Origin of the sequence: Klebsiella sp. PL-2018, from assembly GCF_019048985.1 — a bacterium.
Lineage (GTDB): Bacteria > Pseudomonadota > Gammaproteobacteria > Enterobacterales > Enterobacteriaceae > Klebsiella > Klebsiella michiganensis.
This window is the reverse complement of the sequence record NZ_CP077673.1, coordinates 2,746,992-2,762,256: the sequence shown is the minus strand read 5'-3', so window position 1 is coordinate 2,762,256 and position 15,265 is coordinate 2,746,992. Positions and strand designations below refer to the sequence as shown.

Annotated in this window: 14 protein-coding genes; 2 read left to right on the top strand and 12 right to left on the bottom strand. The window is 57.7% G+C overall.

The annotated features are described in order from the left end of the window. The first annotated feature begins 190 nt into the window (after window positions 1-190). Window positions 191-481 carry a hypothetical protein gene (locus MKleb_RS12810; protein ID WP_025105740.1) on the top strand — a complete coding sequence of 97 codons (291 nt, stop codon included), beginning with the start codon at window positions 191-193 and terminating at the stop codon, window positions 479-481. Window positions 482-516: 35 nt separating this feature from the next. Here the strand turns inward: MKleb_RS12810 and MKleb_RS12805 are convergent, their stop codons facing one another. From MKleb_RS12805 to MKleb_RS12780, 6 genes are all read right to left on the bottom strand, one after another. Next, window positions 517-3,630 carry an efflux RND transporter permease subunit gene (locus MKleb_RS12805; RefSeq protein WP_025105741.1) on the bottom strand — a complete coding sequence of 1,038 codons (3,114 nt, stop codon included), beginning with the start codon at window positions 3,628-3,630 and terminating at the stop codon, window positions 517-519. Continuing rightward, the gene (locus MKleb_RS12800; RefSeq protein WP_025105742.1) at window positions 3,627-5,096 is read right to left on the bottom strand and encodes an efflux RND transporter periplasmic adaptor subunit; all 1,470 of its coding nucleotides are present in this window, start codon (window positions 5,094-5,096) and stop codon (window positions 3,627-3,629) included. The genes MKleb_RS12805 and MKleb_RS12800 overlap by 4 nt, the downstream gene beginning before the upstream one ends. Continuing rightward, a complete protein-coding gene (locus MKleb_RS12795; protein WP_009654697.1) occupies window positions 5,096-6,343 on the bottom strand; it encodes a TolC family protein in 1,248 nt (415 codons plus the stop codon). Before MKleb_RS12795 ends, MKleb_RS12800 begins: the two co-directional genes overlap by 1 nt. A gap of 13 nt (window positions 6,344-6,356) precedes the next feature. Continuing rightward, window positions 6,357-6,725: a copper-binding protein gene (locus tag MKleb_RS12790; RefSeq protein ID WP_025105743.1), complete on the bottom strand. Its 369-nt coding sequence runs from the start codon at window positions 6,723-6,725 to the stop codon at window positions 6,357-6,359. A 72-nt stretch (window positions 6,726-6,797) separates the two neighbouring features. Continuing rightward, entirely contained in the window at window positions 6,798-7,217 is a 420-nt protein-coding gene (locus tag MKleb_RS12785) for a hypothetical protein (RefSeq protein WP_004851141.1), read from the bottom strand. Between the two features lie 240 nt (window positions 7,218-7,457). After that, a complete protein-coding gene (locus MKleb_RS12780; RefSeq protein WP_025105744.1) occupies window positions 7,458-8,258 on the bottom strand; it encodes an MBL fold metallo-hydrolase in 801 nt (266 codons plus the stop codon). 184 nt (window positions 8,259-8,442) lie between these two features. On the opposite strand from MKleb_RS12780, the gene tam reads away from it, so the two are divergent. Beyond that, entirely contained in the window at window positions 8,443-9,195 is a 753-nt protein-coding gene (tam, locus tag MKleb_RS12775) for a trans-aconitate 2-methyltransferase (protein WP_025105745.1), read from the top strand. A 233-nt stretch (window positions 9,196-9,428) separates the two neighbouring features. On the opposite strand, the gene MKleb_RS12770 is transcribed toward tam, so the two are convergent. The 6 genes from MKleb_RS12770 to glsB form a co-directional block, all read right to left on the bottom strand. After that, on the bottom strand, window positions 9,429-9,869 hold the full coding sequence (locus tag MKleb_RS12770) for a GNAT family N-acetyltransferase (RefSeq protein ID WP_025105746.1): 441 nt from the start codon (window positions 9,867-9,869) through the stop codon (window positions 9,429-9,431). Window positions 9,870-10,198: 329 nt separating this feature from the next. Further along, window positions 10,199-11,650 (bottom strand): tagaturonate reductase, encoded by a 1,452-nt coding sequence (locus MKleb_RS12765; protein ID WP_025105747.1) that lies wholly within the window; start codon window positions 11,648-11,650, stop codon window positions 10,199-10,201. Window positions 11,651-11,761: 111 nt separating this feature from the next. Next, a complete protein-coding gene (locus tag MKleb_RS12760) occupies window positions 11,762-12,292 on the bottom strand; it encodes a GNAT family N-acetyltransferase (RefSeq protein ID WP_025105748.1) in 531 nt (176 codons plus the stop codon). An 89-nt stretch (window positions 12,293-12,381) separates the two neighbouring features. Continuing rightward, window positions 12,382-13,794, bottom strand: coding sequence for a GGDEF domain-containing protein (locus MKleb_RS12755; protein WP_004851155.1), 1,413 nt, complete (start codon window positions 13,792-13,794; stop codon window positions 12,382-12,384). 107 nt (window positions 13,795-13,901) lie between these two features. Further along, entirely contained in the window at window positions 13,902-14,276 is a 375-nt protein-coding gene (locus MKleb_RS12750; RefSeq protein WP_004851158.1) for a DUF4186 domain-containing protein, read from the bottom strand. Further along, on the bottom strand, window positions 14,276-15,202 hold the full coding sequence (gene glsB, locus MKleb_RS12745; protein ID WP_025105749.1) for a glutaminase B: 927 nt from the start codon (window positions 15,200-15,202) through the stop codon (window positions 14,276-14,278). The genes MKleb_RS12750 and glsB overlap by 1 nt, the downstream gene beginning before the upstream one ends. Window positions 15,203-15,265 lie beyond the last annotated feature (63 nt).

Sequence of the window (15,265 nt, the reverse complement as noted above, 5' to 3'; positions counted from 1 at the left end):
AGGCATCGTCGAAAGATAACCGGCGCAAATATGGGTAAAAAATTAATCAATAATTGACGGCAATTCGGCTTCCGTGCCACCATCGCCTCAGCGTCCGGCAAGCGGCGCGATGGTGGTACGGGTGAATATCAGAGACCGCATGTTTAAGGTCCATGCCCGTCCGCAACCTGATTCTGGCGGGAACAAAGACATGCACCAAAGTTTTAATCAGCGCGTTCATTTCTATTACTGCATTCTGGTGGCGCTGAAAATACACGCAAAATCGAAGAAATCAGGCGGTGTCCGCGGGAAAAATAATTTCCTGCTCAAGTGGCTGCGCAAAGCGCAGGACAACAATATATTCCACCCGGATATTACCAGCGAGATCGAATGGCTGCGCGGCAAAATCATTCAGGCCGGCTACGATACCGACCTTGAACCCATGCTCGATTTTGTCTACGCCACCGCCAAACGCGCGGAAGATCTTAAGAACGCCGACTGATTCACGCCCGAGCCGCCTGGCCCGGGCGTTGTACTTTAGCGTTTGTTACGGTGCGTCAGGAGATAGACTGCCGGGATCACCAGCATCGAGAGCAGCGGCGCGGTGATCATCCCGCCGATCATCGGCGCGGCGATACGCTGCATCACCTCCGATCCGGTGCCCCCTCCCCACATAATCGGCAGCAGTCCGGCCATGATTGTCGCCACGGTCATCACTTTCGGGCGCACGCGCAGCACGGCCCCTTCATGAATCGCCTCGTTGAGCGCGCGATCGTTCAGCTCGGGGCGGCGTTTCGCGATCGCCTGGTTCAAATAGAGCACCATAATCACCCCGAACTCCGCCGCCACGCCGGCAAGCGCAATAAAGCCCACGGCGGCGGCTACCGACAGGTTGTAGCCCAGCAGCCAGAGCAGCCAGACGCCGCCGATCAGCGAAAACGGCAAAGTTCCCATAATCAGCAGAGCGTCTTTAACGCGACTGAAAGTGACGTAAAGCAGGATAAAGATAATCATCAGGGTAAACGGCAGCACGATTTTCAGCTTCGCGGTGGCGCGCTCAAGGTACTCATACTGCCCGGACCAGGTCAGCGAGATGCCTTCCGGCAGCCTGACCCGTTTGCCGACCTCGCTCTGCATTTCATCAACTGCGGATTTTAAGTCGCGCCCGCGAATATCCACGTAGATCCAGTCCGACAGGCGGGCGTTTTCGCTTTTCAGCATCGGCGGGCCGTCGGTAATGGTGATGTCCGCCAGTTCCGAGAGCGCTACCTGCGCCCCGCCGCTGGTCACTACCGGCAGATCGCGCAGCTTTTGCAGCGAGTCGCGCATTTCGCGCGGGTAGCGGACGCCGATCGGGTAACGTTCTCGCCCCTCGATGGTTTCGCCGATGTTATCGCCGCCGACGACGCTGGCGACGATTGACTGCAGCTCCTTCACCGACACGCCGTAGCGGGCGGCTTTCACCCGGTCGATAGCGATATCGATATAGCGGCCGCCGTCGAGGCGTTCCGCCAGCGCCGACGTCACCCCCGGTACGCTACGCACGATGCGCTCAATCTCTTCGGCGGTCTTTTCGATCTCCGCCAGATTGTTACCGTTCACTTTGATGCCGACCGGGCTTTTGATGCCGGTCGCCAGCATGTCCAGGCGATTACGGATCGGCGGTACCCAGACGTTGGCTATCCCCGGTACCTTCACCGTATTGTCGAGCTCCTCGATCAGCTTATCCATGGTCATGCCGGGCCGCCATTCGCTTTTCGGCTTGAACTGAATCGTGGTTTCCAGCATGGTCAGCGGCGCCGGGTCGGTAGCGCTGTCCGCCCGCCCGGCCTTGCCGAATACGCTTTGCACTTCAGGAATGGTCTTGATCAGACGGTCGGTCTGCTGCAGCAAGCGTCCCGCTTCGCGGCTGGAGATCCCCGGCAGCGTGGAGGGCATATACAACAGGTCGCCCTCGTCAATTTGCGGCAGAAATTCGCTGCCGAGCTGCGCCAGCGGCCACAGCGTGGCAACCAGCAGCAGGCCCGCCGCCGCCAGCGTCGCCTTCGGCCACTGCAAAACTTTATCCAGCAGCGGCTCATAGGCGCGAATCAGCCAGCGGTTGAGCGGATTGGCGGTTTCATCAGGAATTTTGCCGCGAATAAAGTAGCCCATCAGCACCGGCACCAGGGTGATCCCGAGTCCGGCGGCCACCGCCATCGAATACGTTTTGGTGAAGGCCAGCGGCGAGAACATCTTGCCCTCCTGCGCCTCGAGGGTGAACACCGGAATAAACGACAGGGTGATAATCAGCAGGCTGCAAAACAGCGCAGGCCCCACTTCCGACGCCGCGTGCTGGGCAATCTGCCAGTAGTCGGCGGAGGACGGCTGGCGTTCAGGGTGCTCGTGCCGCCACTGCTCCAGTACCTTATGCATATTTTCTATCATCACGATTGCCGCATCGACCATGGCCCCGATGGCGATCGCAATCCCGCCTAGCGACATCATATTGGCGCTGACGCCCTGATAGTGCATCACAATAAACGCGCCAAGGATCCCCAGCGGCAGCGTGATCATCGCCACCAGCGCGCTGCGGAAGTGGAACAGAAACAGCGAGCAGACTACCGCCACGACGATAAACTCCTCAATGAGCTTATGGGTCAGGGTCTCGACGGAGTTTTTAATCAGCTGCGAACGATCGTAGACCGGAACAATCTCCACGCCTGCGGGCAGGCTTTTTTGCACTTCCGCCAGTTTGGCCTTTACCGCGTTAATGGTGCTGAGCGCGTTTTTACCCGAGCGCATAATGATTATCCCGCCCGCCACCTCGCCCTGGCCGTTGAGCTCGGCGACGCCGCGCCGGATCGCCGGTCCCCGGCGCACGCTGGCGACGTCGGAGAGCAGCACCGGCACGCCGCTGCGCGCAGCGATAACCACCTGGTTAAAGTCGTCGATGGACTTCAGGTAGCCGGTTGTGCGCACCATATATTCGGCTTCGCCCAGTTCGAGCACCGAACCGCCCCCTTCCTGGTTGGCGCTCTGGATCGCGCTAATCACCTGCTCGTGGGTGACGTTCAGCGCCCGCAGCCGGTCAGGATTAAGGATCACCTGATACTCTTTGACCATTCCGCCGACGCTGGCCACCTCCGAAACATCCGGCACGGTTTTCAGTTCATATTTGAGGATCCAGTCCTGAATCGCCCGCAGATCGCCGAGGCTATGCTGGCCGCTTTTGTCGGTAAGCACATATTCAAACACCCAGCCGACGCCGGTGGCATCCGGCCCCAGCGACGCTTTCGCTTCCGGCGGCAGGCTGCTCTGGACCTGGCTCAGGTACTCCAGCACGCGGGAGCGCGCCCAGTACGGGTCCGTTCCATCATCAAACAGCACATAGACATAAGCATCGCCGAACATCGAAAAGCCGCGCACGGTTTTCGCTCCCGGCACCGACAGCATGGTGGTGGTCAGCGGGTAGGTCACCTGATCTTCGACAATCTGCGGCGCTTTCCCCGGATAGCTCACGCGAATGATCACCTGGGTATCGGAGAGATCCGGCAGCGCGTCCAGCGGCGCCTGCTGTACCGACCAGACGCCCCAGGCGGCCATAATCAGCGTCGCCAGCAATACCAGCAGACGGTTGCGCAATGACCAGCGGATAACGGCGGCAATCATGGCTGCTCCTTAGCGCCGTTCAGCGGCATCATTGAGGTGACTCGCGCCCCTTCATCGGTCAGGACGAAGTGAAACATCACCGACTCGCCGGGCCGCATCTGTTCCCGCAGCTGCGGCGTAATAGCAAAATCCATGATCATCGCCGGCCATTTCAGCGCCGGTACCGGCTGGTGCGCGATGGTTACCGCCTCATCGCTCACGGCCTTAATAACGCCCTGCGCTGAGTAGCTTTTTGCTTCCTCCTCTTGCCCGGCCATTTGCGGCAGCGCGCTGCGCAGGCTGGCTTCGGAGTCAATCAGGAACTGCCCGGAAGTCACCACCTTTTGGCCCGCTTCGAGGCCGGATTTAATCTCAACCAGACCATTCTGCGTTCGCCCTGCGGTCACCTCGACCGGACGGAAATGCCCCTCGCCGTCGGCGATCAGCACCCGATTGCTGGTGCCGGTGGCAATTAATGCCTCTTCCGGAATAGCCAGAACGGCGCTCTCCTGCTGCGCCTCAGCCAGCTCAACGTTCAAATACATGCCCGGCTTGAGCCGATGCTGCGGATTATTCAGCACTACGCGGGCTTTCAACGTACGGGTGGTGGCTTCGAGGTCGGGAAGCAGTTCGCTGACGGTTCCCTGAAACGCCATACCGGGCCAGCTGCCGGTGGTGGCTGTCACCTTACTGCCTTCGCGCAGCAGGCTGGCCTGGCTTTGCGGGTAATCAATCACGATCCAGACCGGATCGAGGCTGGCCAGCTCGAACAGCGGTTGGGCTGTCGTGACCTGCGCGCCGGTGCGCACATCCAGCTTGCTGACGTAGCCATCGTGCGGCGCGCGCACCGTCATGCGGGTTTGCGGTTGACCGCTGCGCTCAACGCTACGGATAACCGCTTCCGGCATAAACTGCAGCCGCAGGCGGTCGCGGGCCGCGGCGGTCAGCCCGCTATCGCCCAGCCGCCTCACCGCCAGATACTCCTGCTGCGCCGCCGCCCACTGCGGGATCCACAGCTCCGCCAGCGCCTCGTTCTTTTTCACAAACTGCTGGGAGGCGTTGACGTAAAGTTTCTCAATCAGACCGCTGGCCAGCGCCGGTACCGTTTCAACGCCCCGCTCATCAATGGCCACGGTAGCAAAAGCATTGAGCTTCATCGCCAGCGTCTGGCGGGAGACGTTCGCCGTACGGACGCCAAGGTTTTGCTGCTGGCGGGCGCTAATCTGCACGCCCCCGGCGTCTTCTCCCGCGCCTTCATCGGCGTAACGCGGCACCAGATCCATATCCATAAACGGCGATTTACCCGGTTTATCAAAGCGCGTAGCGGGGGCCATTGGATCATACCAGTACAGCACTTTGCGGCCCGTTTCCGCCTGGCCGCCGCCAGCGGCGGGCATCGGCGCGCTTCGCGAACCCAGCCAGTAGCCGCCCGCGGCGGCAAGGGCGACGGCCAGCGCCACAAGGGTAAGAGCAGATTTAAGCTTCATTATTTAACATCCTGTGGAATAAGGTAGCGAATAGCGGCCCACGCATCGGCAAGCGCTTTCTCCGCATTGTTGCTGGCAATTTCTCCGCTCAGGAGATCGCGACGGGCGGCGAGCAGCTCAGGCAGCGCGGAGCTGCCGCCCCGATACTGGGCATTGACGAGACTCACCTTCTTGCGCAGCAGCGGCAGCACCTCGCTTTGCTGGCGATCGTAAATGGCTTTCGCGGCGTTATATTGCGAAATCAGCTGATACTGCTGCGCCTGATGTTCGCGCATCAATAACGTCAGCCGATCGTTGGCTTCATAGGTACGGGAGACGTCCGCTGCGTGGTCTTTGTCCTGACGTTTGCCCTGAAAAATAGGCATATCGACGGTAAACATGACCCCCACCATGTCGTCATAATCATCACCGCGTCGCGCGTAATAAACCTCAACGCCCACGTCGGGGATCGCCGCGACTTCCGACTGACCTGATTTCGCTTTCGCCAGATCGGCTTCTCTGGCGGCCTGGATCACTTCCGGGTGAAGTTTAATCCCGGCCATTAGGTCGGCTTCGTCGGCAGGCAGACGTTCAATGCGCGGCAGCGGGCCGGAGATATCGCGGACCTCCTTCCCGGTGAGCTGCAACAGGCGCGCCTGGGCGATCTGTACATCGCGGCGGGCGTTATCCTGCTCATTTTTCATCGCATTCAGCGCCAGCTGAACGTCCAGCACGCTGCTGGGACTGGCGCTGGCGCTGCTGACGCCGGCCTTTTGTACGTCGATTTGCCGGGACGTTTCGCTAATCAACGTCTGCACTGAGCGCAGCGACTTCTGCGCCAGCGCCAGCGCCAGCCACGCCTGGGCGGTTTCCCGCTGCAGCCGGGCACGAATAACATCGGCATTAGCGGCGGTCTGGCGCGCCTCGGCGGTAATGGAGTCGGCTTTCCGTTCACGCTTGGTACTACTGACGTAGTCCTGCATCACGCCAACTCTTTGCATGGTCATCCCCTCGCGGGTGAGACGGCCGGCGTTATTGCCGCCCAGCGGGACGTTTTCAATACCAAATTTCAGCTTCGGATCGGGGAGCTGCATCGCGGAATCCGCCATATTCTTCAAAGCGTTAACCTGATGATCGTTGGCGGAGAGCTCGGCGGAGTAGTTTTCCGCCGCCGACAGGGCCTCCGCGAGCGTCGTTGCCCAGCCGTTGGTGGACATCAGCGATAGTAAAAGCGGCAGCCCGCAGGCCGCCTTATTGAAGATGTGCATAATGACTCCGGAATTATCGCGCGGTAATTGAAACGATCGCGTAGCCGGAGTCGGCCTGGCGGAAGGTGAAATCGACCTGCTCTCCCACTGCCAGCTTTTTATCGTGGTTATCAGCGAGCGCAAAGCTCATGGTCATCGCCGGCCAGTTCAGCTCGGTAACCGGAGAGTGGGCAATCACGACGGCATCGTCGCGCCAGGCTTTAATGACCCCGCTGGCCGAATAAAGCGTGGCGGAATCATCCGCCTTCTTCATCTCCGGCATATCCGCCATGGAGGACATGGTGTGATGGTGCATCGCGGCGTCTTCCGCGCTGGCGGTAAATGCGCTGAAGGAAAAGGTCAGTACGCTGGTAATAAGCAGAAAAATAGAGGTCGAACGCATAATAAAGTCTCCGAAAAAAACATAAAGTCGCCCGCAGACCGGGCAGATCTGATGGATGTTTTTAACGGTGCGTTATTCCCTGAAACGGCAGAAGCGTATCTCAACCGGCGGACCGGTGACCGGCGGCGTGCGCCAGTCCATACGTTCAGCGCAGGTCTCCTGCTGCGGGGAAACCACGAGTAGCGCGGTTTCGGAGGGGAGCGCGTTCAGCTGTAGAGAGGTTAAAGAGTTAGGCTGCGCGGTATCGGGGTCGCAGTGCTTCTCACAGATAACTTTCTGGCCGACGTTTTCCATGCCGGGCATGTTCATCATGCCATCGACAATATGGTGAATCTGCACCTGCGGCGCCGCGGGCTGCTGCTGGCCGCCATGGTGCGCCGCGACGGCGAGCTGAAGGTTGAGCAGTAACCAACAGGCAATAACAAGCCCTGCGCGGATACGAAGCCGGCGCCGGGTTGCTTGTTTAAATAATGCCTGTAGTGACTGAATCATAGTGATATTCGCAATTAGACGACCGCTGGATTAAATCATACTCACTGCAAGAATTAAACGATATTTCAAAGAGAAAACTCCAGGTTAAATAGAATGAAGTTTCTCTATAAATATTTACACCAAAAAGGGATATCAGTATTTGACCTTCCCCTTGGGGGAAGGTGTATAGCCGGCGGATAATGTATTTAATAAATAGCAAAAATGTTATTTATATGTAATTAGCAAAAGTGAACGCGATTATTATTCCAGCACCAACGTATCGCCGGTTGCCGGCGCGCTACTCTCCGCTAGCCACCAGCGCCCCCATGAACCGGTGCAGTGGCAGGCCATCACCTCCTCGACCTTCTGCTGGCGCAAGAATTGTCTAAGCTGACGAATTGCCCACGGCGGCGCGCTGCGCAGATGAAGACCGCCGATGATGGCGTATATCTGCTGGATGCCGGTGATCTTCTGGCAGTGGCGAACGGTATTGATCAATCCGCGATGTCCGCAGCCGCAGATAATGACTAACCCTCGCGTCGAGCGGTAGATCAGGACGCCTTCATCGACAATATAGTCCTCACCCTGGGATTGACCCGTCAGGAGGCCATAGGCACGCGGGTGAGCGACCGTAATCTCACCGGACCACAGCAGTCGTTCGCCGATCGCCACCGGCTCGCGGCTGTACTCCATGCGGTGGCGGGAGTAGTCGATATCTCGCGACAGCTTTTTGACTTTCCAGTTGCGTCCTGCGAGAGATAACGCCGAGTAGCGGGTGAGTCCAATCTGCGGATGACAAATAATACGGCTGTTGTCCGGCAGCCACGGCACCCCGCCGCAGTGATCGTAATGTCCATGGGAGAGCACCGTGGCGGTCAGGTCAGATAAAGAGACGCCCATACGCTGCGCATTATGAAGAAACGTGCCGTCTGGCCCGGTATCAAACAGCACCCGGCTGGTTTCATCCTCCACAAGCAGGCTTAATCCGGGTTTCGCCTGCAGCAGGCTGTCCTGCCCCTTGCCGAGCCGGTTTTCGAGTAACACCTTAATGATTAACGCCATTTAATGACCATCCCCCTGGTTTGCGACGCCTACTGTAGCCAACCGCTGGCGGGGATGCCGTGATGAACCCTGCATAAGGAAAAGTGACAGCGTCACAACAAAGTAACATATTGATTCTGTTTAGTTGCCAGATAAGCATTGCCGTCTATGCTGATGAACGAGTTTCTCTTAACCGGAGCGCGCTATGGCAGACTGGAATCCTTCACTTTATTTGCAATTCGGGGCTGAGCGTACGCGGCCCGCCGCCGAGCTTCTCGCCCGCATCGCCCACCATCCCGCCACGCTGGCCGTTGATCTGGGCTGCGGACCTGGCAACAGTACCGCTCTGCTGCGCGATGCCTGGCCAGATGCCACGATTATCGGCGTTGATAATTCTCCGGCCATGCTGGAAGAGGCCTCCCGGCGGCTACCGGACTGCCGGTTCGTCGAGGCGGATATCGCTACATTTCGCCCCGAGCGGCCGGCGGACGTGATTTATGCCAATGCTTCGCTGCAGTGGCTCACGGATCATCAGCGCCTTTTCCCATATCTGGTCAGCAATCTTGCGAAAAACGGCGTACTGGCGGTGCAAATGCCGGTGAACTGGCAAGAGCCCTCGCACGTGCTGATGCGTCAGGTTGCTGAAGAGCTGGGGCATCCGGCCAGTGGGCGGCAGCCGCTGCCGGATGTGTCGGAGTATTACGATATGCTGACCACCAGCGGCTGCGAGGTGGATATCTGGCGCACCACCTACCATCACCCGCTGGCATCGCACCAGGCCATTATTGAATGGCTACAGTCAACGGGCCTGCGACCGTTTTTACAACCGCTTGATGAACAGCAGCGCCAGGCGTTTCTCGGACGCTATCTGGAGCGGCTGAAACAGCACTATCCGTTACAGTGTAACGGAAAGGTACTGCTGCGATTTCCGCGCCTGTTTATCGTCGCGCGCCGCTAGCGCCATCGGAGTGTAAAAAGAGGGAGAGAACGCTACGGCGCAGGAAGCAGGCGCCGTAGGCCAGGTTTACCAGGACAGATGATGGACCAGAGAGAGATCCCATGCGGTGGCCAGCAGCGAAAGAAACATGATGAGGTTCACAACCGTCTCTATGCGTTTTTCCATTTTGTTACTCCTGAGTCGTTTCCCCTGTTTTACAGGGGAAATCTTAATAACTTCTTAATCTCAGATTTTCAGAGCGTCACGCGGTAACGAACATAGTCATCGGCGGGCGTAAATTCATCATACAGACGCCGGGCCGGATTATCAGTACGAGTGTGCCAGTACAGCCGCGACCACCCTTTCTCTTTCCCTTCCGCTTGCAGCGCCTGCATCAACGCCCTGGCGATGCCTTTTCCGCGCATCGGCGGGGCAACAAACAGATCTTCTAGATAGCAAACAGGCGTCTTTACCCAGGTGCCTTCGTGAAGGACACAAATCGCAAATCCAGCGATGTTGCCATCCGCCAGGGCAACCCGGCCCAGCATGGGAGAAGCGGAATCAAGCATCCGCTGCCAGGTATATTCCGTGACGTCGGATGGCTGCGGGCTACCGTAGAAACGGGTATAGCCTTCCCAAAGCTGTAGCCACTGCGCTTTGTCCTGCTGGCTCACTTCACGAATTTCAATGACCATGGGTCTCATCCCTCGTTTGGATAAGCCATTATTTTCCAGTCAGATAATTAGTTCAACCGCCGGGGGCACAATTCATCTTTTTCTCTTAATTGCCCCTGTTTCCGCTGCCGGACGAAATGGGCACAATCTTTCAGACCTGCGTTTATAAAAAAACACGTAAGTATGTTGTAACTAATGCGAATGCCAAACTAACCCGGCAGCTGCCGGGTTGAGAGTGATGCTCCATCGCTTCAGGAATGTGCCCGGATGAGTGCCGGGCGGCGGCTGACGCCTTACCCGGCCGACACAATCGACGCTATTCTGGTCGTCCGTCAGCGGGCTTTAGAGTATCAGCATAATGGCTTAACGGCGGCGCGCATGCCGTCGCGCAGAATAGCATCCAGATCCTGCGTGACCCGATCAACCAGACCCGGCACTTTCGTCAGGTCCTGCTCCCAGTGGGATTCAACGGACAGTACGGCTTTTACCAACTCGCCGGTGGTGATTTGCGCATCCCGATGCTGGGCCCATAGCGCCTTATAGCTCTCCATCCATTCGGCATCATCCTGAACCGGATAGTTCTCACCGTTACGCTCGCCGCGATAAAAGGCGATCAGCGCCGCCAGCGCAAAGGTCAGGCGCGTCGGGAGAGCCCCCTCTTTCTTCTGGCCCGCCAGCAGCTGCGGCAGAATGCGGGTACGATATTTAGTCATGCCGTTCAGCGCGATAGACAGCAGCTGATGCTTGATGTACGGGTTACGGAAACGACCGGTTACCGCGCTGGCGAAGGACGCCAGCTCATCGCGCGGCAGATCGAGAACCGGAATAATCTCCTGATAAATCGCCTTCTCGACGAATGAGCAGATTTCCGCATCGTTCATCGCTTCGCCCACCGTATCCAGGCCTGCCTGGAAGGCGACCGGCACCAGCGCGGTGTGCGCGCCGTTAAGAATGGCCACTTTACGCTCTTTGTACGGTTTAATATCGTCAACAATCAGCACATTAAGCGGTAGCTTATTGAGGCGCAGCTCGGCGGCCAGGGATTTCGGCCCCTGAATGACAAACAGGTAGAAATGTTCGGCGGTATCGAGGAAACCGTCTTTATACCCCAGTTGCTCTTCAATCTGCGCGGCTTCATCGCGCGGATAGCCGGTCACAATACGGTCTACCAGGGTAGAGCAAAAAGCGTTGGCTTCATCCAGCCATGCCACAAACGCTTCCGGCAGCGCCCACTCCTGCGCATAGCGCAGCACCAGTTCCCGCAGCGCTTCACCGTTGTAATCAATCAGCTCGCAGGGAACGATGACCCAGCCTTTATCCGCCGCGCCGGAGAAATGGCTGTAGCGCTCAAACAGCAGGCGGGTCAGTTTTGCCGGATAGCTTACCGCAGGCGCATCGTCGAAGCGGTCGCCCGCGTGGTAGCTAATACCCGCTTCGGTGGTATTGGAAAACACAAACCGCATATCCGGGTTGTGCGCCAGCCGCAGCAGTTCATCGTAATCCGCATAGGCGCTGATTTCGCGGTTTACCGAGCGAATCAGACGCGCATCGCTGACCGCTTCCCCTTTCTCGTTCAGGCCGCGAATAATCGTGGTGTAGAGGCCATCCTGGGTGCTGAGCGACGGCGGGAATGAGCTCTCAATCGGACGCACGATCACCACCCCGGCATTCAGGTCGGTATGCTCGTTCAGCAGATCGATCTGCCAGTCGATAAACGCGCGCAGGAAGTTACCTTCGCCAAACTGAATGATACGTTCAGGGTACTGCGCGCCCGGGAAATCGCGACGGTTTAGTGTTTTCACAAGGGTTCCCTCATAGAGTAGTCATACAACCTGAGTAATTGGTCCAATAAGTTATCAGGTTTTTACGCAAGTGAAACCCTGTTTTGATCAAAGCTGTATGCAATATACAATTTATGACAGAAATTTATAGAACAGCGATGTTGCCGTCAGCTCGCCGTTGGGCATCAGCGCATAGCGTGGAATTTCCCCGGCTTTTTCCCAACCACACTGTACATAAAAGTTTTCTGCTCCGCTGCCGGTCGCCGTATCCAGCACCAGAACGCTCTTACCCTGCTCGCGCGCGATGGCTTCCAGTCGGGCCATCAGCGCATTCGCCAGCCCCTGACGCCGCGCATTTTGGTGAACCAGAAGTTTGGCGACATCGGCGCGGTGCGGCTGGTTTTCCGGCTGGTCGGTAATCAGCTGTACCGTACCAACAAGCCGCTGCTGCGCATCCGCTGCGGCGAGAACAATGCGCTCACCGGCGGCGACGCTCTGCGCCATTCGCAGCCAGAACGCCGTCGCGGTTTCCGGGGAAAAAGGCAGCATAAAGCTCACCGAGGCCCCGCCGTTGACGCAGCTGACGAGGATGTCGGTTAATTCAGGAAGGTGTTCAAGAATATCGTCACGCGACAGCGTGCGCAGAGAAAAGGATGTGGTCATAGGTAACTCCTTGAAATTGACCACATCACTATGTTTTTAACTTATATTTAACACAAGCGGAATTACCATCGTATTTTCTTATGTACGATTCAGACCATTTCTTGCGTAAAAATACGATTGCGTCCGGCTTTTTTTGCCCGAATCATAGAATCATCGGCGACCATGAGCAGCTGGTTGAACAGATCCGTTATTCTGGCTGAACCCGGCGCCCGGCTCTCCAGCCCCATGCTGATGGTCAGCTGGATCCTGTTTTGCCCCCAGGTGAAGGTTTGCGACTCGATGCCCTGGCGAATTTTTTCCGCCAGCAGCACTCCGTCTCGCGCGGATGAGGTCAGCGCCGCGACGGCAAACTCTTCCCCACCAATACGCGCCACCATGCCCTCTTCACCCACCAGCTGCCGCACCTGCTGCGCAAACTGGGCCAGCATACAATCGCCGCACTCGTGGCCCCAGCGATCGTTAACCTGCTTGAAGCCGTCGATGTCGAGCACCATCACGGTGAGCAGCTCGTTTTCCGCGATCGGCTGACGTTTCAACGCTTCGCTTAGCCCGGAGCGAGAATAGACCCGGGTCTGGAAGTCGAAATCAGCGCGCAGGGCCAGCTGTTTGACCAGGTTATTAATCGCCTCAACGCTGGAAGCGACGATGATGGGGCTGATCAGCATCGCAGCAATCCCCAGGCGCGTTGAAAACAGCTGCCACGGCTGCATCCGGGTATCGGGGGAGAGATGGATAAGCGAGTTCGCCACCAGCAGAATTTCGCTAATCCCGGTAATAAAGGTCAACAGGCAGGTTAACGGTAGCGGATAGCGAATCGCGCACCAAATCAGCGCCGGTAACGGGAAGGTTATGCTCCCGGCCCCGCCCACCGCCACGCCGAGCACAATCGACAGCACCAGCGCAATCGCCGGCAACAGCTGACGCAGGCGAAAACGCCCGAACGCCGAAGGGAGCGTGAGGGTTAAAATGAACGGCAGGATCAGCACAGCAGTCGAAAACTGTTCGCTAAACCAGTCCGCCAGTTGGGGAATAAACGTGGCGCGTTCCACATCTACCGAACCCAGCGCCCCGACGGCTGCGCAGAGCAGCGCCGCCAGCAGACAGTAGCAAAACAGGCTTAGCGCATTTATCGGTCCCGGCATCGAATCAGCCCGGCGCTTATCCCACAAAATGAGCTGCGCCAGGGTGACGATAAAAACGATATTGGAGAAGTTGATCAGAAAGGAGGCGAACCCCATTCCCCAACGAGATGTTAAACCGTCATATACCAGCATGGCGGCAAAACAAACGGCGTAAAAATAGCTGCGATTTAGCCAGATATAACGCGCAAAAATCCCCGCCATTACCGCGTTCAGCGGCCAGAAGAACGACAATTCTTGTACCAGACGCAGCATCGCGCCAAAGAAATGCAGTAGTAGCGTTAAAGTGAACAACACCAGCGCATCACGCACGGGCTGTTCCTCACGAAACAGCGTGAATGACCGAATCGACAGTGGAGACATTCATGATTATCCGTCTAATTGTTTCAGGCAATTATTATGTTAATAATTAGTAAGCGGTTCATCATATCATGAGAATAATTATCAGGCATATACCGCCGCCCGATGAATTACGGTCTGCTGCGGTCCGGCGAATTCATCTGGATCACCAGCCAGTGGTGAATCACCTGCACCACGTAGCGCTGCTCTTCGTCGCTGAGGCCGCGCCCCCGCGGGATCGCGTGCCACTTTTCCAGACAGCCGCGACAGCAGGTCGCGGTGGCATGCTGGGCGATAAACACCGGATGTCCGCGCATCGGGGTCTGCTTACCGTCGTTAGGAATTTGCGCAGGGGCCAGCCGACTGGCGATAAAGTCCGCCGCGTGCTGGTCGATAACCTCCGCGCCCTTATCATAACAATACTGCCGTTCTTTCACGCCGAGGCGAAAACGGGAGCGAAAAGTGGAGCGCTGCAGGCGGGCAAACAGGTTTTCTATGGGCACCATCAGAATACCGACCTCCCCAGTTTTTGAGTGAGTTTTTCCAGTAAAGCGATCCCGGCCAGCGAGTTCCCGGCGTCATCGAGCTCCGGGCTCCAGACCGCAATCGCCATCTCCTGCGGAACGATGGCCACAATCCCGCCGCCGACGCCGGATTTCGCCGGTAAACCGACGCGCCACGCAAACTCACCGGCGTTCTGATACATGCCGCTGGTCATCATCAGCGCGTTGACCTGCCGCGACTGAATGGGGGCGATAACCGGCGTCTCAAGGTGCGGAGCGATACCTCGGTCGGCAAGAAACAGAAAGGTGCGCGCCAGCTCTACGCAGCTCATCTCCAGCGAACAGTAGTGGAAATAGTTTTGCAGCACCGTGGCGACATCGTTATGGAAATTACCGAAGGATTTCATCAGCCAGGCTATCGCGGCATTGCGCGCCGAATGGTCGAACTCCGAGCGGGCAACCACCGGGTCATAGGCGATATCGCCCACACCGCTCAGACGACGCACGATTTCCAGCATCCGCTGGCGAGGCGCGCTGAGACGACTTTGCAGCATATCGCAGACCACCAGCGCCCCGGCATTAATAAACGGGTTGCGCGGTTTGCCTTGTTCAATTTCCAGCTGCAACAGCGAGTTGAAAGGCTGGCCGGAGGGATCTTTACCCACCCGCTGCCAGATCTCCTCTTCCTGATAGTGGTTCATCGCGACCACCAGGCTCAGGACTTTCGAGATAGATTGGGTAGAGAAGCGCTCGTGCGCGTCGCCGGCGCTGTAGTGCTGACCGTCGACCGTACAGATAGCCACGCCGAGCTTATCGCCGCTGACGCTGGCCAGCGCCGGAATATAGTCCGCCACTTTACCGCGACCAATTAGCGGCCTGACTTCAGCCAAAATGGCATCGAGCATTGCGTTATTCATTACCGTCGCCACGCGCGGCTCCTTGCCAACAACAAAATTCGGGCGGTAATTATAGGCGCACGGGACGCGAAGAAA

Coding starts and splice junctions, on each gene's coding strand:
- MKleb_RS12790 (WP_025105743.1), bottom strand. CDS start 6,725: ATGCGTTCGACCTCTATTTTTCTGCTTATTACCAGCGTACTGACCTTT.
- MKleb_RS12795 (WP_009654697.1), bottom strand. CDS start 6,343: ATGCACATCTTCAATAAGGCGGCCTGCGGGCTGCCGCTTTTACTATCG.
- MKleb_RS12805 (WP_025105741.1), bottom strand. CDS start 3,630: ATGATTGCCGCCGTTATCCGCTGGTCATTGCGCAACCGTCTGCTGGTA.
- MKleb_RS12755 (WP_004851155.1), bottom strand. CDS start 13,794: ATGTCTCCACTGTCGATTCGGTCATTCACGCTGTTTCGTGAGGAACAG.
- tam (WP_025105745.1), top strand. CDS start 8,443: ATGGCAGACTGGAATCCTTCACTTTATTTGCAATTCGGGGCTGAGCGT.
- MKleb_RS12785 (WP_004851141.1), bottom strand. CDS start 7,217: ATGATTCAGTCACTACAGGCATTATTTAAACAAGCAACCCGGCGCCGG.
- MKleb_RS12800 (WP_025105742.1), bottom strand. CDS start 5,096: ATGAAGCTTAAATCTGCTCTTACCCTTGTGGCGCTGGCCGTCGCCCTT.
- MKleb_RS12750 (WP_004851158.1), bottom strand. CDS start 14,276: ATGGTGCCCATAGAAAACCTGTTTGCCCGCCTGCAGCGCTCCACTTTT.
- MKleb_RS12760 (WP_025105748.1), bottom strand. CDS start 12,292: ATGACCACATCCTTTTCTCTGCGCACGCTGTCGCGTGACGATATTCTT.
- MKleb_RS12810 (WP_025105740.1), top strand. CDS start 191: ATGCACCAAAGTTTTAATCAGCGCGTTCATTTCTATTACTGCATTCTG.
- MKleb_RS12780 (WP_025105744.1), bottom strand. CDS start 8,258: ATGGCGTTAATCATTAAGGTGTTACTCGAAAACCGGCTCGGCAAGGGG.
- MKleb_RS12770 (WP_025105746.1), bottom strand. CDS start 9,869: ATGGTCATTGAAATTCGTGAAGTGAGCCAGCAGGACAAAGCGCAGTGG.